23 protein-coding genes and 1 pseudogene are annotated in these 21,047 nt (G+C 66.9%); 16 read left to right on the top strand and 8 right to left on the bottom strand.

The genetic code is table 11. The annotated features are described in order from the left end of the window. Nucleotides 1-158 precede the first annotated feature (158 nt). From ACIQCN_RS06215 to ACIQCN_RS06225, 3 genes and pseudogenes are all read left to right on the top strand, one after another. Nucleotides 159-1,133 (top strand): TIGR03885 family FMN-dependent LLM class oxidoreductase, encoded by a 975-nt coding sequence (locus ACIQCN_RS06215; protein WP_400609960.1) that lies wholly within the window; start codon nucleotides 159-161, stop codon nucleotides 1,131-1,133. After that, complete coding sequence (locus ACIQCN_RS06220) at nucleotides 1,130-2,824, top strand: alpha-amylase family protein (RefSeq protein ID WP_400609962.1); 1,695 nt, start codon at nucleotides 1,130-1,132, stop codon at nucleotides 2,822-2,824. The genes ACIQCN_RS06215 and ACIQCN_RS06220 overlap by 4 nt, the downstream gene beginning before the upstream one ends. Before the next feature lie 122 nt (nucleotides 2,825-2,946). After that, nucleotides 2,947-3,183 (top strand): annotated as a pseudogene (locus ACIQCN_RS06225) (hypothetical protein). A 258-nt stretch (nucleotides 3,184-3,441) separates the two neighbouring features. On the opposite strand, the gene ACIQCN_RS06230 reads toward ACIQCN_RS06225, so the two are convergent. The 3 genes from ACIQCN_RS06230 to ACIQCN_RS06240 are packed head-to-tail and all read right to left on the bottom strand — an operon-like array spanning nucleotide 3,442 to nucleotide 5,022. Then, the gene (locus ACIQCN_RS06230; protein WP_400609964.1) at nucleotides 3,442-3,729 is read right to left on the bottom strand and encodes a MoaD/ThiS family protein; all 288 of its coding nucleotides are present in this window, start codon (nucleotides 3,727-3,729) and stop codon (nucleotides 3,442-3,444) included. Beyond that, a complete protein-coding gene (locus tag ACIQCN_RS06235; protein WP_400609966.1) occupies nucleotides 3,722-4,819 on the bottom strand; it encodes an exo-alpha-sialidase in 1,098 nt (365 codons plus the stop codon). The genes ACIQCN_RS06230 and ACIQCN_RS06235 overlap by 8 nt, the downstream gene beginning before the upstream one ends. Nucleotides 4,820-4,821: 2 nt before the next feature. Continuing rightward, nucleotides 4,822-5,022, bottom strand: coding sequence for a hypothetical protein (locus ACIQCN_RS06240; protein WP_400607228.1), 201 nt, complete (start codon nucleotides 5,020-5,022; stop codon nucleotides 4,822-4,824). 249 nt (nucleotides 5,023-5,271) lie between these two features. Here ACIQCN_RS06240 and ACIQCN_RS06245 point away from each other — a divergent pair, with 249 nt between their 5' ends. The 5 genes from ACIQCN_RS06245 to ACIQCN_RS06265 all read left to right on the top strand — a co-directional run bounded on the left by ACIQCN_RS06245 (nucleotide 5,272) and on the right by ACIQCN_RS06265 (nucleotide 9,848). After that, a complete protein-coding gene (locus ACIQCN_RS06245) occupies nucleotides 5,272-6,021 on the top strand; it encodes a class F sortase (RefSeq protein ID WP_400609967.1) in 750 nt (249 codons plus the stop codon). Nucleotides 6,022-6,069: 48 nt separating this feature from the next. Then, nucleotides 6,070-6,600 carry a universal stress protein gene (locus ACIQCN_RS06250; RefSeq protein WP_400609969.1) on the top strand — a complete coding sequence of 177 codons (531 nt, stop codon included), beginning with the start codon at nucleotides 6,070-6,072 and terminating at the stop codon, nucleotides 6,598-6,600. Between the two features lie 251 nt (nucleotides 6,601-6,851). Next, the gene (locus ACIQCN_RS06255) at nucleotides 6,852-7,193 is read left to right on the top strand and encodes a metal-sensitive transcriptional regulator (RefSeq protein ID WP_377216305.1); all 342 of its coding nucleotides are present in this window, start codon (nucleotides 6,852-6,854) and stop codon (nucleotides 7,191-7,193) included. Nucleotides 7,194-7,248: 55 nt separating this feature from the next. Next, nucleotides 7,249-7,488 carry a heavy-metal-associated domain-containing protein gene (locus ACIQCN_RS06260; protein WP_400609971.1) on the top strand — a complete coding sequence of 80 codons (240 nt, stop codon included), beginning with the start codon at nucleotides 7,249-7,251 and terminating at the stop codon, nucleotides 7,486-7,488. 62 nt (nucleotides 7,489-7,550) lie between these two features. Beyond that, a complete protein-coding gene (locus ACIQCN_RS06265) occupies nucleotides 7,551-9,848 on the top strand; it encodes a heavy metal translocating P-type ATPase (RefSeq protein WP_400609973.1) in 2,298 nt (765 codons plus the stop codon). 27 nt (nucleotides 9,849-9,875) lie between these two features. Here the strand turns inward: ACIQCN_RS06265 and ACIQCN_RS06270 are convergent, their stop codons facing one another. Both ACIQCN_RS06270 and ACIQCN_RS06275 read right to left on the bottom strand, forming a co-directional pair. Then, nucleotides 9,876-10,148 carry a DUF2277 domain-containing protein gene (locus ACIQCN_RS06270; RefSeq protein WP_400609975.1) on the bottom strand — a complete coding sequence of 91 codons (273 nt, stop codon included), beginning with the start codon at nucleotides 10,146-10,148 and terminating at the stop codon, nucleotides 9,876-9,878. A gap of 32 nt (nucleotides 10,149-10,180) precedes the next feature. Beyond that, nucleotides 10,181-11,191, bottom strand: a complete 1,011-nt coding sequence (locus tag ACIQCN_RS06275; protein ID WP_400607214.1) for an EamA family transporter — start codon at nucleotides 11,189-11,191, stop codon at nucleotides 10,181-10,183. Nucleotides 11,192-11,262: 71 nt separating this feature from the next. Here ACIQCN_RS06275 and ACIQCN_RS06280 point away from each other — a divergent pair, with 71 nt between their 5' ends. Beyond that, nucleotides 11,263-11,808, top strand: coding sequence for a CGNR zinc finger domain-containing protein (locus ACIQCN_RS06280; protein ID WP_400609977.1), 546 nt, complete (start codon nucleotides 11,263-11,265; stop codon nucleotides 11,806-11,808). 56 nt (nucleotides 11,809-11,864) lie between these two features. Here the strand turns inward: ACIQCN_RS06280 and ACIQCN_RS06285 are convergent, their stop codons facing one another. Beyond that, on the bottom strand, nucleotides 11,865-12,254 hold the full coding sequence (locus ACIQCN_RS06285) for a hypothetical protein (protein ID WP_400607209.1): 390 nt from the start codon (nucleotides 12,252-12,254) through the stop codon (nucleotides 11,865-11,867). A gap of 104 nt (nucleotides 12,255-12,358) precedes the next feature. Beyond that, complete coding sequence (locus tag ACIQCN_RS06290) at nucleotides 12,359-12,949, bottom strand: hypothetical protein (RefSeq protein WP_400609979.1); 591 nt, start codon at nucleotides 12,947-12,949, stop codon at nucleotides 12,359-12,361. Nucleotides 12,950-13,080: 131 nt separating this feature from the next. On the opposite strand from ACIQCN_RS06290, the gene ACIQCN_RS06295 reads away from it, so the two are divergent. The 7 genes from ACIQCN_RS06295 to ACIQCN_RS06325 all read left to right on the top strand — a co-directional run bounded on the left by ACIQCN_RS06295 (nucleotide 13,081) and on the right by ACIQCN_RS06325 (nucleotide 19,657). Then, entirely contained in the window at nucleotides 13,081-13,887 is an 807-nt protein-coding gene (locus tag ACIQCN_RS06295) for a DeoR/GlpR family DNA-binding transcription regulator (protein ID WP_400607205.1), read from the top strand. Further along, nucleotides 13,884-14,747, top strand: a complete 864-nt coding sequence (locus ACIQCN_RS06300) for an inositol monophosphatase family protein (RefSeq protein WP_400607203.1) — start codon at nucleotides 13,884-13,886, stop codon at nucleotides 14,745-14,747. The genes ACIQCN_RS06295 and ACIQCN_RS06300 overlap by 4 nt, the downstream gene beginning before the upstream one ends. Before the next feature lie 85 nt (nucleotides 14,748-14,832). Further along, entirely contained in the window at nucleotides 14,833-15,537 is a 705-nt protein-coding gene (locus tag ACIQCN_RS06305) for a glycerophosphodiester phosphodiesterase (protein WP_400610273.1), read from the top strand. Next, a complete protein-coding gene (locus ACIQCN_RS06310; RefSeq protein ID WP_400609981.1) occupies nucleotides 15,518-16,327 on the top strand; it encodes a glycerophosphodiester phosphodiesterase in 810 nt (269 codons plus the stop codon). Before ACIQCN_RS06305 ends, ACIQCN_RS06310 begins: the two co-directional genes overlap by 20 nt. 5 nt (nucleotides 16,328-16,332) lie before the next feature. Continuing rightward, entirely contained in the window at nucleotides 16,333-17,418 is a 1,086-nt protein-coding gene (locus tag ACIQCN_RS06315; protein WP_400610275.1) for a carbohydrate ABC transporter permease, read from the top strand. Further along, on the top strand, nucleotides 17,411-18,304 hold the full coding sequence (locus tag ACIQCN_RS06320) for a carbohydrate ABC transporter permease (protein ID WP_400607195.1): 894 nt from the start codon (nucleotides 17,411-17,413) through the stop codon (nucleotides 18,302-18,304). Before ACIQCN_RS06315 ends, ACIQCN_RS06320 begins: the two co-directional genes overlap by 8 nt. A 21-nt stretch (nucleotides 18,305-18,325) precedes the next feature. Then, nucleotides 18,326-19,657 carry an extracellular solute-binding protein gene (locus ACIQCN_RS06325; RefSeq protein WP_400607192.1) on the top strand — a complete coding sequence of 444 codons (1,332 nt, stop codon included), beginning with the start codon at nucleotides 18,326-18,328 and terminating at the stop codon, nucleotides 19,655-19,657. Nucleotides 19,658-19,681: 24 nt separating this feature from the next. On the opposite strand, the gene ACIQCN_RS06330 is transcribed toward ACIQCN_RS06325, so the two are convergent. Next, nucleotides 19,682-21,037, bottom strand: a complete 1,356-nt coding sequence (locus ACIQCN_RS06330; RefSeq protein WP_400609982.1) for an MATE family efflux transporter — start codon at nucleotides 21,035-21,037, stop codon at nucleotides 19,682-19,684. Nucleotides 21,038-21,047 lie beyond the last annotated feature (10 nt).

A 21,047-nucleotide genomic window follows, 5' to 3' on the forward strand; every position in this document is an offset into this window, starting at 1 on the left:
TCCAAGGTAGCCAGCCGAAATCGGCGTAGGGGAAACCTTGGGCTGATCCTTGCCAAACCTTTTCCGGGCTGGCTTTTTCCTGCGGGAAAGCTGCACGCATGCTTGTCTTAGCCGGTACAAGCTCGACAGAACACCGCACGGGACGGTAGAGGTTAACGATGGTTACTGTCGGGTTTCACGCATCGCATGAACAGATCAGTCCGGGCCGCCTGCTCCAGGACGTCCAGCACGCAGAGCGGGCCGGCTTCGACGCCGCAATGTGCTCGGACCACATCGAACCGTGGTCCGCGCGGCAGGGCCACTCCGGCTTCGCCTGGTCCTGGCTGGGCGCCGCGCTGGCCACCACGGACCTGCGCTTCGGCGTGGTCACCGCGCCGGGCCAGCGATACCACCCGGCGATCATTGCCCACGCCTCGGCCACCTTGGCCAGCATGTTTCCGGACCGGTTCTGGATGGCACCCGGCAGCGGTGAGAACATGAACGAGCACGTGACCGGGGACGCCTGGCCGCCCAAGGAAACCCGGCAGCAGAGACTTGAAGAATGCGTGGACGTAATCCGCCGGCTGCACCGGGGTGAGGATGTGACACACCACGGCCTGGTGACGGTAGAGCAGGCCCGGATCTGGGATGTCCCCGATTCTCCCCCGCCGCTGATTGCCCCGGCCATCAGCGTGGAAACGGCACGCCGGGCGGCCGCGTGGGCTGACGGCCTGGTCACCGTGAACCAGCCGGCTGCGAAGCTCACGGAGATGCTGGCCGCCTACCGGGACAACGGCGGGCGCGGCAAGGCCGTCCTCCAGGTCCACCTGTCCTGGGCGCCCAGCGAGGAGGAGGCCGTGGCGATTGCGCTGGACCAGTGGCGGACCAACACCTTCGCTCCCCCCGTCCCCTGGGACCTTCCCACCGCAGGGCATTTCGACGGCGTGAGCGCCACCGTGGGCGAGGAACAGGTGAGGGAGTCGGTTAACGTGTCCGCCGATCCTGCCCGGCACGCCGAATGGCTGGCCGGGTATGCGGACCTGGGCTTCGACGAGCTGTACCTGCACTTCGTGGGGCAGGAGCAGGCCCCGTTCATCGACAAGTTCGCGGACCAGGTCCTGCCTCAGCTTAGGACTGCGGGGGCGTACGCATGAGGATCGCCGAAACCTCGGATCTGTGGTGGAAGAACGCGGTCATATACTGCCTGGACGTGGAGACGTTCTTTGATCACGACGGCGACGGCACCGGTGACTTTGCCGGCCTCACCCAGCGCGTGGACTACCTGGCGGCCCTGGGGGTGACCTGCATCTGGCTGATGCCGTTCTATCCGTCTCCTGACCGGGATGACGGATACGACGTGACGGACTTCTTCGGCGTGGATCCGCGCTTGGGCACGCTGGGCGATGTGGTGGAGTTCATCCGGGCGGCCAAGGACCGCGGCATGCGGGTCATCGCGGACTTCGTGGTAAACCACACCTCGGACCAGCACCCCTGGTTTGTGGAGGCCCGCAAGTCAACGGACAACCCCTACCGGGACTTCTATGTGTGGCGCCCGGATTCTCCGCCGGACACGTCCGACGAAGTGGTGTTCCCCGGTGAGGAGACCTCGCTGTGGACGAGGGACGAGACCACGGGCGAGTGGTACCTGCACATGTTCGCCAAGCACCAGCCTGACCTGAACGTAGTCAATCCGAAGGTCCGGGACCAGATCGCCAAGGCCATGGGCTTGTGGCTGGAGCTCGGCCTGGACGGGTTCCGCCTCGACGCGGTGCCCTTCTTCCTGGAAACCCGGGGCCAGCCCAAGGACGAGGCCGCCAACCTGGATCCGCACGAATACCTGGCGGCACTGCGGAGTTTCGTGAGCCGCCGCAACGGGAGCGCGGTCCTGCTGGGCGAGGTGAACCTGCCCTACAAGGAGCAGCTGGAGTACTTCGGCGGCCCCGAGGGCAACGAGCTGAACCTGCAGTTCGACTTCATGTCGATGCAGAACATCTACCTGTCCCTGGCCCGCCAGGACGCCCGCCACCTCGGGGAAACGCTGAAAAGCCGGCCGGCCATCCACCCGGACAACCAGTGGGCCATGTTCGTGCGCAACCATGACGAGTTGACGCTGGACAAGCTCAGCGACGGGGAGCGGCAGGAGGTCTTCGACGCCTTCGGGCCGGAGAAGAACATGCAGATTTACGGCCGTGGCCTGCGCCGCCGCCTGCCCCCGATGCTCGGCGGCGATGCTGAACGCCTGCGCATGGTGTATTCACTGATGTTCTCGCTGCCCGGCACCCCCGTGCTGTTCTACGGCGAGGAACTGGGCATGGGCGAGGACCTGAGGCAAAAGAGCCGCGCCGCGGTCCGCACCCCAATGCAATGGACCAGCGAAAAGAATGGCGGTTTTTCCACCGCCAAGACCTCGGACCTGGTGGCCCCGCTGGTCCGCGGAGAGTACGGCCCGGAGAACGTCAACGCCGCAGCGGCCAAACGGGACCCCGAGTCGCTGTTCAGCTTCATGTCGGCGCTGATCAGCCGCTACCGCGAATCCCCGGAGCTGGGGTGGGGCGAATTCAGCATCATCGACCAGCCCGAACCCGCTGTCTTCGCCCACACCTGCACTTCCGACGGCGGCACCCTGGTGCTGCTGCACAACTTCAGCGAAAAGAGGGTGAAGGCTGCAGGTTCCGTGGCGCCGGAGAACTCTCCGGCCGGAGCCTTCCGGAACTGCCAGCTGTTGGACCTGTTCGACGGCGAGAACGCGGCCGTGGAACCGGACGGCACCTTCAGCGTGGAGCTGGGGCGCTATGGTCACCGGTGGTTCCGCCTGCACCGCAAGGGCGACCGGCTGGCGCCGTGAAACCCGCAGGGTGCCAAGAACTAACAGCCGCCTAACCGCGGGGAAACAGGGACGCAACATCGCCGGGCCACACTGGAGGTGCAGGCAAGAGCCGGCACCCGCTCCAGCCAGGAGGTCCCGCCATGTTGAAGAAAGCGACCCCGCAGGTTACCCGCATCCGCGCCCTGGACCAGTTGCACCGCGGCGACGAAATTGAAGCCTGACTCTCAGTGGGCCCGTCTTACGATGACGTGGTGGTCCGCCGCGGCAGCGTCCAGGAAACGGCGCCGGGCATCGGCGTGGTCTGGATCCTGGACCGCATTACGGGCCTGCGGAAAGCCATCAATACGGACGAGTGCAGCGTGTGGCGCGTTGCCTGACCGGCGCCCCCTCGCGACGCTCTCTCACGCAATGCGCTTAAACTCCCAACCCTCTCTCACTTGATGCGCCTGAAACCCAAACGCTCTCTCACCTTCCGGTGGACAGGTGGCGGTAAGTGAGAGAGCGTCGCCCGGGCAGCGGCATTAAGTGAGAGAGCGTCGCCCGGGCAGCGGGGGCAGGCGTACGACGGCGGCCCACCCGGCCGTGGCGCGGGCGCAGTCAGCAAGGACTGCCCGCAGCCGCGGCGGCTCCGGGGGTCAGCCGCCGGCCACGGACTGGATGACCAGCACTTCCTGTCCCGGAACGACCTCGGTCTCCAGGCCCTGCAGCCGCCGCACCTCGTCGCCGTCCACGTAGATATTCACGAAGCGCCGCAGTGTTCCGGTTTCGTCCCGCAGCCGCCGGCCGAGCACCGTGAAGTCAGCGGTGACCGCGTCAAGGAGCTTCGCCACCGTCAGCGGACCGTCGGCGGGCGCAGTCAGCACGGACTGCCCGCCGGCGAGGGGCTGCAGGACGCCGGGAAGGACCACCCTGATCTCAGCCACCGGCCACCACGGCGGCACGGACGCAGAGGACGTCCGGCAGGTGGGCCGCCACCTCGGTAAACGTTTCGCCTTCGTCCGCACTGGCATAGACGGAGCCGCCCCGGGTCCCGAAATAGACGCCGGCCGGTTCCGCAGTGTCCACGGAAGCGGCGTCACGAAGCACGCTGTTGTACTCCCGGTCGGGCAGCCCGGAATCGTGCCTCTGCCAGGTGGTCCCGGCGTCGTCCGTCCGGTGCACGGCGAGCTCGCCCCCTGGCGGGATGCGTTCGCCGTCGGCCTTCAGCGGAACCACCCATGCCGTGCCTGCCCGCCGGGGGTGGGCCAGCATCACGAAGCCGAAGTCCGCAGGCAGGCCATCAGCGATGGATTCCCAGGTGTCACCGTTGTTCTCCGTGCGGTAGACGCCGTGGTGGTTCTGGGCATAGAGGCGGCCGGGGACGGCGGCATCGGCGGCGATCTTGTGCACGCACTGGCCGAACTCGGGCTGGGGATCCGGCATGAAGTACGCCGAGATGCCGCGGTTCCGGGGCTCCCAGGACGCGCCGCCGTCGGACGAGCGGTAGACGCCGCCCGTGCTCATGGCCACATGCATGGTGTCCCCGTCCGGCTGCACCGCGATGGAGTGCGCCGCTGCGCCGCCGTACCCCGCGCCCCACTCGGGGCGGTGTGGATGGTCCCAGAGACCGCGGTTGAGCTCGAAGTGTTCGCCGCCGTCCGTGGATTTCCAGAGCGAAATGGGCTCCGCGCCCGCCCAGACGACACCCGGCCGGGACGCAGCATCCGGATGGATCTGCCAGATCCGCTCCACCGCCGTCTCCGTGTCCGCGGGGAAGCTGATGGCGCCCTCTATCGGTTCGGACCACGTGGACCCGAGATCGTCCGAGTGGGCCACGGTGGGTCCCCAGTGTTCGCTGCGCACGCCCACCATGATCCGGGTGCGGCCTTCCCGCGTGTCGATTCCGATACTGGGAATCTCGTTCATCAGGAAGTGCGGGCCGGTGAAGGACCATTCACGGCGGTCACTGCTGGTGGCCAGCCACAGGCCTTTCTTGGTGCCGATCGCCAGGAGGTAGCTCTCTGCTGCCGTCACGGCTAATCAACGAATTCCGATTGCGTTTCGATGAAATCCCAGTCGGCCTCCGTCAGCACGGCAGCCGGGTGCTCCGGGGACGGTCCGCCTGCCTGCGCGATGCCCTGCAGCACGGACTGCGGGATCTCCGCGGCCCGGAGGTTCTCCCGCAGCCATTCCTTGCTGGCGAGGTCCAGGTCCAGCCACCACATGAAGATTTCCATGCCTTCACGCCCTTTCGTCAGTTTCAACGTTAGGCGCGGGAGCTGGGCCCGACAAGGGAGGGCCGAACTCCCGGACAGAGGGCCGGAAGGTGGCGCGGCCGCGTTTTCCGCGTAGCTCTGCGGCCGTCCCGGTACCCGCTTCGGAAAAAGACGGGTACCGCCCACCCGGGACCGGCCGCCGCGGTGTTCCTAGCCTGAGAATTACCAACCTTGCCCGATTCCCCGCAGCGCACCAGGAGCATCATGCGCATGGAACGCAGCCGCCATACCGCCCCGCGCGGGGTGCCCTGGTGGCGGTGGGACCGTGCCGACGCGGCCATCCTGATGTGCGGCGTCCTGGCCTTCCTGGCCATCACCTTCGGCGGGCCGCTCTTTCAGTACGGCAGCAGCCTGACGCTGGGCGAAGGCGTTCCGGACGGCACGGCGGCAACGCCACCCGCTCCGCTGCCCGCCGCCGTCGTGCCTTCCCCCACGCCCGCCGCCGCGCCGTCACCCACCGCTGCACAAAGTACGACGCCGGCTCCCGCGTCCGCCTCCGCGTCCCCGCCCGGGCCGGTGCTTCCGGCCGCCGCTGCGCCGCTGCGGGTCCGGTACCCCGCCGCCGGCTTCGACGTTCCGGTGCACCCGCTGAAGCCGGACAGCCGGACCAGGACCATCGAACCGCCGCCCACCAGGGACGGGTACTGGCTCAGCCCGTACGGTTCCCCGGGCGCAGGATCAACCAACACCACGTACGTGATCGGGCACAGCTGGGACGGTGCGGACGCCCCCTTCAACCACCTCAGCTCGCAGGCGGCGAAAGGCGACCGGTTCGCCGTCGACACCCGGTCCGGGACCATCACCTACCGCGTGGAAACCGTCACCACCTACCTGAAGTCCACCCTGGCGGACAGCTCCATCTGGGACGTGGTGCCTAACCGGCTGGTGCTCATCAGCTGCTACACGCAGGACCTGTGGGGAAAGAACGTGGTGGTCATCGCCTCGCCGGCACCCGCGTGACGGGACCACGGCCTGTTCAACGATCACGGCCGGGCAGACAATAAGGGTATGGCCGCTGAAGAGTCCCGTTTGCCTCCACTGCTGGTGGGGGTGGTCCCCGGGCAGCATCCTGAGGTCCTGGCCACGGCAGCCTCGCTGGCAGCACGCCTGCGGGTCCCGCTTGCCTGCGCCTACGTGGACGAGGCCAGCTATGTGGTGGAGTGGGACCCGGCACGCTCAGCCCACCGGTTATCCCCGCACCCCGGCGCGGACGACGCGGACATGGCCGTGCTCACCGCGGGGCTGAAGGATGAGATTACCGGCGCAGTATCCGCTGCCGGCGGGAACGCCCCGTCCCCGCAGTGGACCCTGCAGACACTGACGGGTGACGCGGCGCGCGCCTTGGGTCGGCAGGCTGCGGAACTGGGCGCGTCAATGATCATCGTGGGCACCTCAGAACGCGGCCTCGCCCACCGCATCTCGGAGGCACTGAACGGTTCCGTGGGGACGTGGCTGAGCCACCACCAGGACCGACCTGTCCTGGTGGTTCCGCCGCGCCGTCCCGCGGGCCCGGGCCCGGCAGACCGGCGCGGAAAATAAAGCGAAAGAAGTTATTCGCGGTAGTGGCGGAGCACCGCACCAGCCCGTAAGCTGGACCAAGCAGGCCGGATCCCCAGGGCTTCCGGAACTGCCCAAAAGCTGCTCCGGAGTGCGTATCCCCCAATAACGCACTCCGGAGCTTTTTGCGTTCCGGCCGCCTTTGGGTGCCGGGATGTCCATGCGTCGTCACCCGAGGCCATACCCCCTGGGGGTACTTGCGTGGATACCCCTCAGGGGTATATGTTGTGGCTATGGAGCATACGGAAGAGACGCTGGCCGGCGTTGGGGGCCCAGCCCCGCAGCACGGTTATTCCGGCAACAAGGACGCCTACCTCCGCCGTCTCAAGCGGATTGAGGGCCAGGTGCGCGGCATCGCGCGCATGGTGGATGAAGACAAGTACTGCATCGACATCCTCACCCAGGTGTCCGCTGTGACCAAGGCGCTGCATGCGGTCAGCCTGGGGCTCATGGAGGAGCACATCGGCCACTGCGTGGTCGGCGCAGCTGCCGAGCCGGACCCGGAGGCCCGCGCCGAAGCCATCGACGCCAAAGTCAAGGAAGCGGCGGACGCCATCGGCCGCCTGCTCCGCTAAGCATTCCCCCACCCAACCCTCCTGCCACCGCAGGCACACCGCGAAGGAGCATGCCATGAGCACCACCTCCCCCACCACCACCGAGGTCAGCGTTTCCGGGATGACCTGCGGCCACTGCGTCTCGGCCGTTACCGAAGAACTGGAGGCCCTTGAGGGCGTCCAGGACGTTGACGTGGACCTTAACGCCGGCGGCGTGTCCACCGTAACCATCACCTCCGCCAAGGAACTCTCCCCTGCCGAAATCGGCGAGGCAGTGGCGGAAGCCGGCTACCTCGTCGTCGCCAACGAAGCCTAGGATCCCCGCCGCCGGAGCCGGACCGGTCAACGTGAGCGGGATTGATTAACCAAGGAGGCGCCATGAGCAGCCAGGAACTCCTCCACCAGCCGGGCAGCAGGGTGGTGGAACTCGATATCGAGGGCATGACCTGCGCCTCCTGCGTCGCACGGGTGGAGAAGAAGCTCGGCAAGCTGGACGGTGTGGCGGCCTCGGTCAACCTCCCGCTGGAATCCGCCCACGTCACCGTACCGGCCGGGATCACAGACGAACAGATCACGGCTACCGTGGAAGCGGCCGGCTACAAAGCGAGGGTGCGAACGCCGGAGCCGCGGCGCGCAGAGACCGTCACCGGCTCCCCGGCAGAACCCCCCACGGAACCAACCGCGCACGGCGAATCCCACGCCGCCGGCACCCTCCGCCCGCGCCTGATCCTCGCCGCCGTACTGACACTGCCGGTCTTCCTGATCTCGATGGTCCCGGGCTTCCAGTTTCCGCACTGGGGCTGGGCCGCGGCGGCACTCTCGCTGCCGGTGGTCACGTGGGCGGCCTGGCCGTTCCACCGCGCGGCCGCAGTGAATGCCCGGCACCTTGCCTCCACCATGGACACGCTGGTCTCCATCGGCGTGACCGCCGCCTACCTTTTCTCCGCCTGGCAGCTGCTCGCCGATCCGCGAATGACGGAGCACCCGGGCATGGAAGGGATGGACACCGGCGGCCTGTACTTCGAGGTGGCCGCCGTGGTTACCACCTTCCTCCTGCTGGGACGCTACCTGGAGGCCAACGCCAAGCAGAAGGCCGGCGATGCCCTCAAGGCCCTCCTGAACCTGGGCGCGAGGGATGCCACCGTGCTGCGGGACGGTACCGAGCTGCGGGTGCCCGCGGAGACCCTGCAGGTGGGCGACGTCCTGGTGGTCCGGCCCGGCGAGAAGATCGCCACGGACGGTGTGGTGGTCGACGGGAATTCCGCAGTTGACGCCTCCCTGGTCACCGGCGAATCGGTGCCGGTGGAAGTGGGACCGGACAGCCGCGTCACCGGCGCCACCATCAACACCTCCGGCCGGCTGCTGGTCCGGGCAACCCGGGTGGGCAGCGAAACCACGCTGGCGCAGATGGCCCGGCTGGTGTCCCAGGCGCAGACGGGCAAGGCACCCATCGCACGGCTGGCGGACCGGATCAGCGCCGTCTTCGTTCCGGTGGTCCTGGCCATCGCCGTGGTGACCTTCGCGGCATGGCTGGTCACGGCAGGGCCGGACATCACCTCCGGTGAGCTGCGCGCGGCCTTCACCGCCGCCGTCGCGGTTTTGGTCATTGCCTGCCCGTGCGCCCTCGGGCTGGCCACGCCGGTCGGCCTGCTGACGGGGACGGGACGCGGCGCCCAGCTGGGCATCCTGATCAAGGGCCCGCAGGTCCTGGAGGACACCCGGACGGTGGACACCATCCTGCTGGACAAGACCGGCACGGTCACCACCGGCGTCCTTGCCGTGGACGGCATCATCGCGTTCGGGGGCCTCGATGCCGCCCGGGTGCTGCGCCTGGCGGGCGCGGTGGAAGCCGCTTCCGAGCACCCCATTGCGCACGCCATTGCGGCTGCAGCACGGAATGCGGCCGACGGCGGACGCCTGCCTTCCGTGGACAAGTTCAGTTCCGCGCCGGGCGGCGGAGTGGCCGGAACCGTGGAAGGGCAGCTGGTCGTCGCCGGCCGCACCGGATGGCTGGAGCAGAACAGCGTGGCCATCAGGGCGGAGCAGCGCAAGGCCCTGGCGGCGGCTGAGGATGCCGGCGCAACCGCCATCTGGGTGGCCGTCGACGGGGAGGTGGCCGGGATCGTGAGCCTCCGGGACTCCATTAAGGACGGGTCCGCGCAGGCAGTGTCCCGCCTCCGGGAACTCGGGCTGCGGCCCATCCTGCTGACCGGCGACAACGCCGCCGTGGCCGCCCAGGTGGCTGCCGCCGTCGGGATCGCTGCGGCGGATGTCTACGCGGGCGTCCTGCCGGAGGGGAAAGTGGATGCCGTCCGGAAGCTCCAGGCCGCCGGTGCCACCGTGGCCATGGCGGGCGACGGCGTGAACGACGCGGCGGCGCTGGCTCAGGCGGACCTTGGCATTGCGATGGGGTCGGGAACGGATGTGGCCATCGAGGCCGCGGACCTGACCGTGATGGGCAACGACCTTGCCCAGGTGGCGCAGGCCATCGAGCTGTCCCGGCGCACGCTGGCCACCATCAAGACCAACCTGTTCTGGGCGTTCTTCTACAACGCCGTGGGCATTCCGGTGGCGGCCCTGGGGCTGCTCAACCCGATGATTGCCGGCGCCGCGATGGCCGCGAGTTCGGTGCTGGTGGTGGCCAACTCGCTGCGGCTGCGGAGCTTCGGCAAGTAGCCACGTCCGCCGCTGCCGGCCGGCGCGTCAGGCCGTGCCGTAGCGTACCGCGGCGCGCGCCTTGGCCTTGGCGGCCTCGGTGTCGCGGTCCTTGGGCGGCGCCTGGGTGACGAGGGCGTCCAGGAGGTGCTGGGTGATGTGCGCGATCTCATGGACGGCATGGTCGAACGCATCCTGGTTGGCCTTGGACGGCTTGGTGCTGCCGCTGATCTTGCGGACATATTGCAGGGCCGCGGCGTGGACCTCCTCGGAGGTGGCGTGCGGCTCGAAGTTGTGGAGGGTTCGGATGTTCCGGCACATAACCCCATGCTAGGCCCGCGCCGGTGGATGCGTCAGGGGACGGGTTCGACGTCGTTCGCGTGCTCCAGCGGTGAGGGCTGCCCGGGTGCCGCCCGCCGGAGTTCATCCAGCCGGACCAGGACCACGCCGCCCACGATCAGGACGCCGCCCAGCAGCTGGATGGGACCGGGCAGTTCGCCCAGCAGGAGCCAGGCCCAGAGGACGGCGAACAGCACCTCGGTGAGGGAGACGAAGGACGCCACCTTGGAGCCCAGGGCACGGGCGGCCATGATTCCGGAAACGTAGGCGAACACCGTGGCCAGGACCACGAGCCCGGCCACGGAGACCCACCAGGGCGTGACCCATGGACCGAGCCGGGTATCGGCTGTGCTGAAGGCCATGGGGAGCAGGCCGGTGGCTGCGGCCAGCCACATCACGGCGGCGCCCACCAGGAGCCCGCCGGAGGCCAGGACCAGAGGCGGAAGGGTGTCGTTCTCCTTGGCCGTGATGAAGAAGTAGATGGCCAGGCATACCGCTGCTGCCATGCCCCAGAGGACGCCCACCAGGTCGATCCGGATGGCGCCGGTCAGGTCCAGCACCAGCACCAGGCCGCCAAGGGACAGCAGCGTGCCGCCGAACGTCAGGGCGCTGGGCCGCCGCCGGCTCGCAGCCCAGAGCCACAGGACGATGAGGACGGGCGCCAGGTATTCGAGGAGGAGGGCCACGCCCACGGAGAGCCGGGCCACGGCGTTGAAGTAGAACAGCTGGCAGGCCGCGACGCCAATCAGGCCGAACAGCACGATGGTGAGCCAGTTGTCCCGCAGCTGGTGCCACCTGCCCCGCAGGGCGGGGAGGGCGGGCACGGCCAGGATCAGCGCCGCACCCGTAAGCCGTGCGGTGACCGCCGCCCCGGGGGACCAGCCGGTCTCCAGCAGCGCCTTTCCGAAGGACCCGGAAATCCCAAAGACTGCGGAAGAGAACAGCGCGATGCCCAGGCCGGACGCCAGGAAGCCGCCGCCTGGCTGCTGCAGCCGGGCGGAAGTGGACTTGTTAACGGCTGGCACCGCGGCCTCCTGTCAGGAGTAAAGTGGGGTAATGCCCCTGACATTACGCCTGCAGCCTGTAAGGAGTCAAGATGGTCTTTGCCCCTGACACTGAAGTGGCACTGCGCACGGTGGTGAACCTGATCAACTCCGCGGCCAACGGCACCGAAGGGCTTGCTTCCGCGGCCGATCTTGACGCGTTCCTGGCGGCGGAGGGGTTTACCGGTTCCCGGACGCACGACGCCACGGAACTGGCCAGCGTGCACGGGCTCCGCAGCCAACTGGCGGAGCTGTGGACCGCGGACCAGGATGCCGCGGTGGAGATCATCAACCGGCTGCTCCGGGAGGCCAATGCACTCCCGCAGCTGGTCCGGCACGACGGCTGGGACTGGCACCTGCACGCCACCACGCACGAGGCGCCGCTGGCGGACCGGATGGGCACGGAAGCGGCGATGGCCCTGGCGGACGTGGTCCGCGGCAAGGAGATGGACCGGCTGCGGAGGTGCGAGGCGGAGGACTGCAACGCGGCGGTGCTGGATCTCACCAGGAACCGGTCAAAGCGCTACTGCGACACCGGGAACTGCGCCAACCGCGTGCACGTCGCGGCCTATCGAGCCCGGCAGGCGGCCGCGGGCTAGGGGCTGGCGGATTGAAAACCGTCCCCTCGGGCCGCCAAGGGGCAGCGAAGTAAGGGCTAGCGGCCGGCGGGACCTGCGGGGCCGCCGTCGGACGCTGCCGGCGGCTCCTGGCCATCCTGAAGGCCTTGGTTGTCCCGGGTACCCTGCGCGCCGAATCCGTGGGACGGACGCTTGGCGGAGGAGAGGTTCACGCCGGAGCCCTTGCCCAGGTGCTCGGCATTTTCCTTGTAGCTCATGGATAACATCGCGGCAATCACCAGGGTGACGATGAAGGCAATGCCCGCTCCGGTGAACGCAAGGTCGAAGCGCGGCTCGCGGGCGCTTCCGCCAGACGCGAAGATCAGGACCGCCACGAAGGCCACAACGGCCCAAAAGGCGGAGAACATCAGCGGCCCCTTCACCGAGGTCCGCAGGTTGCGCGGTTTGCCTGGATGCTGGTCTGCCACGGTGGTTCCTCCCTGCAGGCGGCGCACGGCCAACCTGGATTGCGTGATGTGGTGGTGTTTCCCGGCGGTGTTTCTACAGGAAGTAGAACCGGTCCCCTCCTAGTTTACGGGTTACCCGCGGCGCCGCGGGCATCGTGCCGGAGGGTCAGGCCGGCCAGGATCCACAGGACGCCCGAAATGATTGCCCCGCCGCCGGTAACCCCCAGCAGCGCATGGGCGCCCAAGGCGGTAAAGAAGGGCAGGGCAGCAGCCGTTCCGAGTCCGATGACGCCGGAGGCGATCCAGTCGCGCGCCAGGACATGCCGGCCGCGGAACCTAAGGCCACACGCCAGTTCCAGGGTGCCGGCAACGCCCAGGCCGAGCGCGGCGATCACAGCGTAGAGCAGGTCACCATTCAGGAGTACGACGGCGAAGCCCGCTCCGGCGAGCACGGAACCGGTGGCGGACAGCAGCTTCCCCGGGGTGGACTTCGGGGCGAATCCCGCCGCCGGGACGCCCCGCAGGACGGTCAGGCCGGTGGCCAGCAGGTAGAGCCCCCCGACCCAGCCCATCACTTCGATGGAGGGAGAGGGCCAGAAGATCGTCACCGCGCCGAACACCAGTGCCGCTGCGGAGCGGAGCACGACGGGCTTCCAGAGGTCCGGGCGGGGGTCGGTGCCGGCTGCCATGCCTGCCGGGGTCAGTGGTTGTGTCACCGGTTCAGTTTAGTGCGCCCTCACCGGGCACCCACGCCTTGAAACTTTCCCCTGGCTTTGCGTGGTATTCACTTGGGCTCTCACTTCCGTTGGTGCGTTCTGGTTTTTCTTGATGGAAATGGGAGGTTTTGATGGTTTTGGAAATACCCGCACTACGGCTTGAGCGGTTGAAGGAACTGATTACCGACGGGGGTGCACTGTCCGTGCGGACGGCCATGTCCGTCCTCGATGTTTCCGAGATGACCGTCCGCCGGGATTTCGCCGCGCTGGAAGACCAAGGACTGGTGCAGCGCACCCGCGGAGGGGTGGTCGCGACCGGGCGTATCGCGGCCGACGTCTCCTACAGCCAGCGTGAGCAGCATGAAGCTGCCGCCAAGATGGACATCGGCGTCAAGGCGCTGGGCCTGGTCAAGGACGGGGACATCCTCTTTATCAGCGGCGGAACCACCTGCCTGGCCTTCGCACGGGCACTGCGTGGCAGGCGGCGCGTGACGGTGATCACCAATGCCGTCACGGTACTTACGTACCTGATGACAGACCCTGGCATGACGGTGCTGGCCACCGGCGGTGTGGTTTCCGCTCAGGACCAGGACATGACTGGACCGGTGGCCGCGGCTGCCCTGGCCCGGTTCCGCGTAAACAAGGCGTTCATCGGCGCCTCGGGCGTCAGCGCGGAGGGTGTCTTCAACTCCAACCAGGCCAGGGCCGCCACGGATGAGCTCATGGTCAAAGCCGCGCGGCACGCGTATGTCCTCGCGGACCGAACCAAGCTCGAAGCCGTAGCACTTGCGCTGGTTGCGGGACTGGAGTCAATCGACGGGCTTGTAACCGACTCAATCCCCGCGGACGCCACCCTTGAATGGCTGGACGACGCAGGCGTGCAAACACTCATCGCGGGCGGGGAGGGTGCCACCCCAAGCGAGGGAACCAACCCATGAGCGTGTTTGAACAGTCGAAGCGTATGAACGTCCAAAGTTCCGTTGACTTCTCCACAGCAGTTCGGCTCTCGGCGGAGGAGGCGGCCCTCAACGTCAGGGAGTTGCTCTGCGAAGGATTCCGCAGTCCGGGATCCCCCGACCTCAAGGGCGATCCCCACGACCTTGTCACCAAATATGACCGGCTGGCCGAGGAATCAATTAGGGCCACGATACTCAACGCGTTTCCCGAAAGCCGCGTCGTCGGCGAGGAAGGCGGCTCACGGGGCGGAGGCGACCTCACCTGGCACGTTGACCCCATCGACGGTACATCGAACTTTGCCGGCGGAGTGCCCTTCTTTTGTGTCTCCATAGGCGTCGAATACCACGGATCCCTCATTGCCGCCGTCGTTTTTGATCCGCTGCGGCAGGATCTCTTTTCCGCTGATCTGGCCGGCGCGTACCGCAACGGCGTCACCATGAAGTCCTCGGGAGCCGGCAGGGACCGCGACGCCGTCCTTGCCACGGACTATCCCGACCCGCGGCAGCGGGGTTTCGATACGAATGGGCGTCCCGAGACTGAGATCTTTGGTGAGCTCACCCACGCTTTCAGGACAGTGCGGCGCCTGGGTTCAGGAGCGCTGACCCTGGCCTACGTGGCCGCCGGCCAACTTGACGCGACCTTGGGGGTCAATGCCAAGTCCTGGGACGTAGCCGGCGGGATCATGCTGGTCCGGGCCGCCGGAGGCCAGTTCCATCCCGCTTCCCTCCCTGCTCTGCCCGCCGCGCCTGCATGGGCGTGCGAGGCATACGTCGCAACTGTCCAGGAGCTGGACATTAACACCTCCATCCTCAACACCGTCCTCGGGGGCCTCCATGCCTAGTCAGCTCTTCAACCGCCACAGCGGCACCGAACGACCATTACTGGTCGCGCACCGCGGCGATCAGTACGGGGCTCCCGAAAACACGATGGCCGCGTTTAGGCAGGCCACGGCTCTTGGCGCGGATGTCATAGAGCTGGATGTCCAGCTTTCGCGGGACGGCGTCCCCGTCGTCATCCATGACGACACCTTAGACCGCACGACTAACGGTTCGGGAGCGGTCAGGTGCATGGACTGGGACCAGCTGGTGCAGCTCGACGCGGGCAGCTGGTTTGGAAGCGGCTTTGCGGGAGAGGGCATCCCCGCACTGGGGGACGTCCTTGCGTGGGCCGCGGACTGCGGGGTTGGGCTCCTGATCGAAATCAAGACCCATCCGGTTCACGATCCCGACGCCGCGGAGCTGCTGGCCGCGTTCTTCGGGGCCCGGCAGCTTCCCAATTGTGCGATTTACAGCAGCGACCACGTCCTTCTCCAGGACCTGGCCACCGCTGTTCCGGAACTGGCGAGGGGCGCCGTCGTGAATGAACGAACACCCTTCCTGCCGCAAATCCTCCGCATCACGGAATCGAAATTGTTGAGCCAGTCCGTCTGGGTCCTCACACCGGACACCGTGCGGGATGCCCAGGAGGCGGGCGCCGTCGTCTGTTCGGAAGCCCGCTATCCCGCTGACGTTCGCATGCTCGCCGGCTGGGGAGTCGACCTCATCGTTTCCAACCGCATCCCGTTGGTCCACCTCGCCGGGGAACTCCGGCGTGTCAATGAAATGAGGCACCATGACACTGCCCGCCTTTAAGGTTCCGGTCGACGGCCCTCCGCTGATCTCCGCGCATCGGGGAGCCGGCAACATGGCGCCGGAAAATACGCTCGCCGCATTTGAAGCAGCCCTGGAAAAGGGGGCGACGATGATCGAGCTCGATGTGCACCTGAGCTCGGACGGCGTCCCCATGGTCATCCACGACGTCACCACGGCACGAACGACCGGAAAGAACGGATACGTTTCTGAGCAGACCCGCGCGGAACTGCAAGGTTTGGATGCAGGCTCATGGTTCGGGCCCGGCCACGCCGGGCAGCGGATCCCCTCATTTGAGGACATCCTCGACTGGGCCAAGGACCGTGTCTACCTGAACGTGGACGTCCGCAACTACCCCGGACTCAGTTCCTACGACACGGGTCTGACGGCCCGCGCCGTTACCGACGCAGTGGCACGCACAGGGATGCTGGAGCAGGCCGTCATCCAGTGCCTCGACCACCAACTGGCAGTTGAAGTCCGGCGGAGGCGCCCGGATGCCATCACGGGCATAACCTTTCATGGCCGGGCCGCCGATCTCGCGGGAATGGCCCGGACTGCCGGCGCCACCCTCATTAGTGGTGATGCGGCATTCAGCACCGGGGAGGTGGTCGCCGGCCTGCATGCAGCCGGTATCGGCTGGATGACCACTGCCGAGCTTCGGCTCCCGGGCCTCGCCGACAACCCCGACCTGATTGCCGCTTCTTCGCGGAGGTTGCGGGATATCGGCACCGACATCATTGTGACGGACGACGTTGACGCCACGCTGGCGGCCCTGCGGGAGGGCACGGCGTGACGCTCATGAAGGCTCCCGGCGCAATGCATGGAAGCGGAAATGCAGCCCCGTCCGCGCCGGCCAGGCGCAGAAAGCCGCGGACGGACTGGAGCGCGTACCTCTACGTGTTCCCTGCCACCGTCCTGCTGCTGGTATTCAGCATCTGGCCGCTCTTCTTTGGCTTTTGGATCAGCCTGTGGAAGTGGGGGATCGGGCCGCAGAAATTCGTCGGATTCGCCAATTACGCGGCCATCTTCACCCGCGACCTGGTCCAGGACAATGGTGCGGGCACCCTGGCTCCCGGCCCCATCGGCCAGGCACTCCTGAACACTGCGTACTACGTTGCCGGATCGGTCGCGGTTTCCATCGTGCTCGCCTTCGTACTCGCTTATCTCCTCTTTCGCATCAAGACGTTCCGGAACACGCTGCAGTCGCTGTTCTTCCTGCCGTACGCCACGACCATCGTGGCGAGCGCGCTTGTCTTCATCTGGATCTTCGACCCGCAGCGCGGCATCGCCAATGCCGTCCTCAAGGGCCTTGGCCTGCCTGCCCAGACCTGGCTGCTGGACCCAACCCCGGCAGCTGCCCGGTTCATCAGCCTCGTCACCGGAACTCCCGCCGCGGAGGTGGCCAATCCTTATATGGGACCCAGTGTGGCCATGTGCGTGGTCATCCTGTTCAACATTTGGAACACGCTGGGCTTCAGCATCATGATCTACCTCTCCGGGCTGGCATCACTGCCGGCCGAACTTCTCGACGCGTGTGCACTGGATGGTGCCGGCGAGCGGCAGACCATCCGACACATCGTGCTCCCGCTCATGAAGCCCACAACGCTCTTCCTGCTCATGTACAGCACCGTCCACTCGTTCAAATCCTTCACGCCAATTTTCTCCCTGACCCAAGGGGGCTTCAGCGGGGGCAACGGCACCCAGGAAGCGGGCGGTCCGTTAGGAACCACCAACGTCCTGACCACAGAGATCTTCAACAATTTCTACCAACGGCAGGACCAAGTGGGATACGCCTCAGCGGTGTCGTTCCTCCTCCTCGCGCTTCTCATCACGCTCACCCTCGTTCAATTCCGCCTTCTCGGCCGGAGGTCCGACTTTGACTAGTTCACCAACGCGGCGCAGGCCCCTTACGTCGCCGACCCTGATCCCACTGCTCATTCTGGTGCCGGCCGCCATCATCATGGTGTTCCCGTTCATGTGGATGGTGCTCTCTTCACTGAAATCCAGCTCCGAACTCACCCAGGTGCCACAAGCCCTGTTCCCCGAGACTCTCCTCTGGTCCAACTTCGCTGAAGTCTGGAATCAGCCGCCCCTTACCTTCGGGAGGTTCTATGTAAATTCCTTCGTCCTTGCCTTTGTTGGCACCATCCTTAAAGTCACGACGTCGGTGCTTGCCGCCTACGCATTTGCAACGATGCGCTTCCCAGGCAGAAACGTACTGTTCGTACTCTTCCTGGCCACCACGATGATTCCCGGGGAAGTAACCCTGATTCCGAACTTCATCACCATTCGGCACCTGCCGTTCCTGGGCGGGAACGACTGGACGGGCGCCGGCGGCCAGGGCCTGTACAACAGCTACGCCGGCATGATCGTGCCAGGCGCAGCGGACGCCTTCAGCATCTTCCTGCTTCGCCAGGCCTTCTTGTCCATCCCGGGCGACTACTGGGAAGCGGCGCGGCTGGATAACTGCGGACGGTTCCGCTACCTGGTCTCCATCGCTCTGCCGATGATCCGGCCTGCCCTGGCGGTGGTCATCATCCTCTCCGTCTTTGAGTACTGGAACTCGCTGCTGTGGCCCTTGGTCTCCACCGACAGCGATGAAATCCGCCCAGTGCAGGTCGGAATCCTGTACCTCCAGGGCCAATTCAACGCCCAGCCCAACCTGGTGATGGCGGCGGCTGCGCTCAGCATCATCCCAATTCTTGTCCTCTACCTCTTCGTCCAACGGCAGTTCCGCGAGTCTGTGGCGCATTCAGGCCTTCGCGGCTAAACAACAATCAAAGGAAAATCGATGCGATCCCCGAAATCCAAAACTATTGCCCTGGCTCTCACGGGCCTCCTGGCCCTCACAAGCGCAGGCTGCAGCATGGTGTCACCGGTTGCCCAGGAATCCGCCAGCGCTGCGGCCATCCCGTCCGAATTAACCGAACCGGTGACGGTCACGTTCTGGGAGCGGTATTGCGACGACGGCGTCAAGCAGGCCGTTGAGCGCTTCAATGAGATCCACAAGGGCAAGATCACCGTGGACAGCGTCTGCGTAGGCGGCGGAGAAAGCAACTTGGCCTCCAAGATCCAGGCAGCTGCGGCGGGCGGCGGCCTTCCCGATGTCGCCACAGCATCCGAGCAGTACGTTACCCAGTACCGCAAAGCCGACCTGCTGGTGCCGTTGGACCCCTACATCGAATCATCCAAGTGGGGCATTGGAACCCCGGAAAAGGATGATTTCCTCCCGGCCTCGCTGGCCAGAACGTCTCTTCCCGCGTACGGGGGACAAACGCTTACCTGGCCATTCGGGAACACCGCGAACGCCCTCTACGTCAACATGGACCTGCTCAACAAAGCCGGTGTCACGAAGGCTCCCACCACGTGGGATGAATTCGCCGCCGCAGCATCAGCCATCAAGACCAAGACCGGCATGGCAGGCTGGGCAGCGGGCCCCGGTGACGGCCCGGACCTGTTGAACGCTGTCTGGTCTTCTGGTGTCCCCTGGGTCAGCGAAGACGGAACCAAGGCGCAACTGGACAGCCCGGAAACAGTCAGCGTCCTGACGCAGTGGAAGGACCTGTTCGCCGCGGGCCACGCGGAGGTTTCGAGCAACTACAAGTCCATGTTCACCAGCGGCAACGCGGGGATGGTCTTCGCCAGCACCGGATACACCACCACGTGGGCCAAGGACCTTGGCAAGACGGAATGGGACATCGCCATGTTCCCCCACGGAAAGGGCCAGGAACCCCTCACTGAAATGTTCGGGTCAGTCACGGAAATGTTCCGCAGCACTCCCGAGAAGCAGCTCGCCAGCTGGCTCTTCATGAAGTATCTCGCGTCAGCTGAGAACCAGGCAGCGATGTGCCCGGTGGAAGGCTGCCTTCCGGCAACAAAGTCCAGCACGGACTCCGGCGAGATCGCCAAAGCGGCGCAGGCGGTTCCACAGTTCGGAGCAGCCATCACCGAGATCGCCCCGCATGCCCGGCTGCTGCCGCAAAGCCCCGCGTTGTCCGAAGTGCGCGGCAAGATCGCTGGAGACATCCTGGACCAGGTCCTTGCGGGAACACTGACTCCGGAACAGGCCAGCCGGCAGCTCCAGGCTAAAGCCCAACAGGCCATCGACAGGAACAACGGCTGACGCCAGATTGACCCGGCCGCGAATTCAGTTCGCTCCGGAACCGAGCACCATCCACCGGTCCGACCGGGCCCTGAATCCCAGGGTCAGGGCCCGGGCCGCCATGTAGCCCAGTGCGAAGGCGGCCCAGAGCCAGCCCAGCCCGGCCGGGCCGGTGGTGCCGGCCAGGGCGACGGCGCCCAGCAGCGGAGCGTACGCGGCAACGTTGGCCAGGCCTGCAAGGGCAAGGTAGCGGGCGTCGCCCGCGCCAATGAGCACCCCGTCCAGAACAAAGACATACCCGGCCATCGGCTGGCCCGCGGCTACGGCCCACAGCGCCACCGCGAGGGCCCACTGCACCTGTGGGTCCGGCGTGAAGAGGCGGCCCAGCCACGGGGCCGCGGCGGCCAGCAGCAGCCCCGTTGCCACGCCCAGGCCGATGCCCCAGCGGGTCATGGTCCGGGTCAGCAGCCCGGCACGGGCCGGGCGGGCGGCACCCAGCTCCTTGCCGATCAGCGCCTGCGCGGCGATGGCCAGGGCATCCAGGCCGAAGGCCAGGAAGGAGAAGATCGTCATGGCCAGCTGGTGGGCCGCAAGGTTGACCGCACCCTGCGCGGTGGCAACCAGGACGGTGGCCAGAATGGCCACGCGCAGGCTGAGCGTACGGAGCATCAGCCACGATCCCACCTTCGCCATTGCCCGGATGCCGCGCCATGAGGGGCGCAGCGGCACTCCATGGCCGGCAGCGTAACGCCTCACCATCAGCACATACACGAGGGCCATGGCCCACTGGGCCACGCTGGTGCCCGCCGCGGAGCCCGCCACGGACCAGCCCAGGCCGTAGACCAGCCAGAAGTTCAGGACAATGTTCAGTCCGAACCCGGCGGTGGCCACCACCAGCGGAGTCCGGGTGTCCTGCAGCCCCCGAAGCACGCCGGTCCCTGCGAAGACCAGCAGCATGGCCGCCAGGCCGGGCATCGACCAGCGGAGGTACTCCACCGCGAAGGTACGCACCTCCCCCTCGGCTCCGAGGAGGTCCACGAGCGGTCCCGCAGCGGCAAAGCCGGCCACGGCGAGGGCCGAGCCCAGCACCAGCGCCAGCCATACGCCGTCGCGCCCTGCAGCCAGTGCCTTGCCCGGCTGCCCCTCCCCCACGGCGCGCGCCACGGCGGGGGTGGTGGAGTAGGCGAGGAACACCATGAGTCCGACGGCGGTGTGCAGCACCGCGGATGCCAGGCCCACGCCTGCCAGTTGAGCCACGCCGAGGTGTCCCACGATGGCCGAATCCGCGAGCAGGAACAGCGGCTCGGCCACCAGTGCTCCGAACGCCGGAACGGCCAGGCGCAGGATGTCCCGCGCGTGCCCACGGGTGGACTGCGAGGCGGTAGCGGGAGGGATTGGCACGGTGCCAGCC

It is taken from the genome of Pseudarthrobacter sp. NPDC092424, assembly GCF_044754925.1.
Classification (GTDB): domain Bacteria; phylum Actinomycetota; class Actinomycetes; order Actinomycetales; family Micrococcaceae; genus Arthrobacter.

Excerpts from the sequence above, each read along its gene's own strand:
- ACIQCN_RS06215 (WP_400609960.1), top strand. The coding sequence starts at position 159 with ATGGTTACTGTCGGGTTTCACGCATCGCATGAACAGATCAGTCCGGGC.
- ACIQCN_RS06220 (WP_400609962.1), top strand. The coding sequence starts at position 1,130 with ATGAGGATCGCCGAAACCTCGGATCTGTGGTGGAAGAACGCGGTCATA.
- ACIQCN_RS06240 (WP_400607228.1), bottom strand. The coding sequence starts at position 5,022 with ATGGAAATCTTCATGTGGTGGCTGGACCTGGACCTCGCCAGCAAGGAA.
- ACIQCN_RS06245 (WP_400609967.1), top strand. The coding sequence starts at position 5,272 with ATGGAACGCAGCCGCCATACCGCCCCGCGCGGGGTGCCCTGGTGGCGG.
- ACIQCN_RS06250 (WP_400609969.1), top strand. The coding sequence starts at position 6,070 with ATGGCCGCTGAAGAGTCCCGTTTGCCTCCACTGCTGGTGGGGGTGGTC.
- ACIQCN_RS06255 (WP_377216305.1), top strand. The coding sequence starts at position 6,852 with ATGGAGCATACGGAAGAGACGCTGGCCGGCGTTGGGGGCCCAGCCCCG.
- ACIQCN_RS06260 (WP_400609971.1), top strand. The coding sequence starts at position 7,249 with ATGAGCACCACCTCCCCCACCACCACCGAGGTCAGCGTTTCCGGGATG.
- ACIQCN_RS06265 (WP_400609973.1), top strand. The coding sequence starts at position 7,551 with ATGAGCAGCCAGGAACTCCTCCACCAGCCGGGCAGCAGGGTGGTGGAA.
- ACIQCN_RS06270 (WP_400609975.1), bottom strand. The coding sequence starts at position 10,148 with ATGTGCCGGAACATCCGAACCCTCCACAACTTCGAGCCGCACGCCACC.
- ACIQCN_RS06280 (WP_400609977.1), top strand. The coding sequence starts at position 11,263 with ATGGTCTTTGCCCCTGACACTGAAGTGGCACTGCGCACGGTGGTGAAC.
- ACIQCN_RS06295 (WP_400607205.1), top strand. The coding sequence starts at position 13,081 with ATGGTTTTGGAAATACCCGCACTACGGCTTGAGCGGTTGAAGGAACTG.
- ACIQCN_RS06300 (WP_400607203.1), top strand. The coding sequence starts at position 13,884 with ATGAGCGTGTTTGAACAGTCGAAGCGTATGAACGTCCAAAGTTCCGTT.
- ACIQCN_RS06305 (WP_400610273.1), top strand. The coding sequence starts at position 14,833 with ATGGCCGCGTTTAGGCAGGCCACGGCTCTTGGCGCGGATGTCATAGAG.
- ACIQCN_RS06310 (WP_400609981.1), top strand. The coding sequence starts at position 15,518 with ATGACACTGCCCGCCTTTAAGGTTCCGGTCGACGGCCCTCCGCTGATC.
- ACIQCN_RS06315 (WP_400610275.1), top strand. The coding sequence starts at position 16,333 with ATGAAGGCTCCCGGCGCAATGCATGGAAGCGGAAATGCAGCCCCGTCC.
- ACIQCN_RS06325 (WP_400607192.1), top strand. The coding sequence starts at position 18,326 with ATGCGATCCCCGAAATCCAAAACTATTGCCCTGGCTCTCACGGGCCTC.